Origin of the sequence: Henriciella sp., from assembly GCF_029937755.1 — a bacterium.
GTDB lineage: Bacteria > Pseudomonadota > Alphaproteobacteria > Caulobacterales > Hyphomonadaceae > Henriciella.
In genome coordinates, this window is the sequence record NZ_JAPYPG010000030.1 from 1 (window position 1) to 1,177 (window position 1,177).

Below are 1,177 nucleotides of genomic sequence, written 5' to 3' on the forward strand. Positions count from 1 at the left end.
GCATGGCACATCACGATGCCGGTGGGAGGGGCCGTCCACCCCATCAGTCTAACGCAAACCCGTCTCCAGAAACTCCGCCCGCGCCTGTCCTATCCAGCCAGAAGTTGGCGCCATTCGTAGAGCGCGGCGTCACGTTGTGATTTGAAGGCCTGGCGGCGGTTGATGTGGCGATCGAGATTGAAGTGGTTTTGGAACGAGGCGTGGGTTGAGGCGAATTTCTGCAAGTTCGACATTCGCCTGAAACTCAGCATTGCTCGTTCTCGTAGGCGAAATGGTAAGTGCGAATTCTCCGCTCGATTATTGAGGTGACGACCGACCTCCTGGCGATCGATGTTCCCGATGTCGTTCATGGCTGCGCCATACGATCTTAACCGGTCCGTCACGACGACGCGTGGTGATCCATACCGCTTCATCGCCTTTTTAAGGAACCGTAAGGCCGCTGATTTATCTCGTGTTTTCGTGACGTAACTTTCAAGCACCTCGCCCTCATGATCGACGGCTCTCCAGAGGTAATGGGTCTCCCCGTTGATCTTCACGAAGACCTCGTCCAGGTGCCACTGCCATTGAGTGATCTGGCACATGTAGCTGGCCCGTCGCACCCGGATCTTGCCGGCGAAAATCGGCCCAAACCGGTCGACCCAGTGCCGCACGCTCTCGTGGCAGATGTCGACGCCGCGCTCGTGCAAAAGGTCTTCGACATTCCGAAAGGAGAGCGGGAATCGCACATACATCATCACCGCGAGCTGGATGATTTCCGGCGACGTCTTGAAATAGCGGAACGGGTTTTGGGGCATCCAGTGACGCTAGCCGGAACGGCCGGTCAGCTCAATTGGCCGGTTCCGCTGACAATGCCCCACCAGATGATCGCGTTGCTCATGCTGGCCCGGTTGCGCCGGACCAGGCGAACCCGCATAGGGAGACCATGCCGCCCACCCCGCAGGCGTAGACATTGATTATGCGCCTGCCACGCCTTCTGCGCGTTGCTTGGAAGAGATTTTCTCTTGGCCGGGGGATAGTTTTCCACGACGCCCGCAGGCATCGCGCATCCGTGAGGAGGAACAGCGAATGAAGGTGAAATCTGCAATCTTGAGTGTCGTGACCGGCCTTGTGAGCATGGCAGCGGGTGCTGTCATGTGTGGACGGCCCCGGTTCTGCAAGCACAAAATCAAGCGAGTGT

At 58.0% G+C, this 1,177-nt stretch carries 2 protein-coding genes; both read right to left on the reverse strand.

Annotation, left to right across the window (positions count from 1 at the left end):
• Window positions 1-89: 89 nt before the first annotated feature.
• Window positions 90-794, reverse strand: coding sequence for an IS6 family transposase (locus Q1K29_RS18415; protein WP_300396842.1), 705 nt, complete (start codon window positions 792-794; stop codon window positions 90-92).
• 159 nt (window positions 795-953) lie between these two features.
• Window positions 954-1,177: hypothetical protein (locus Q1K29_RS18420; RefSeq protein WP_300396844.1), on the reverse strand; the 224-nt coding region annotated here is incomplete at its 5' end.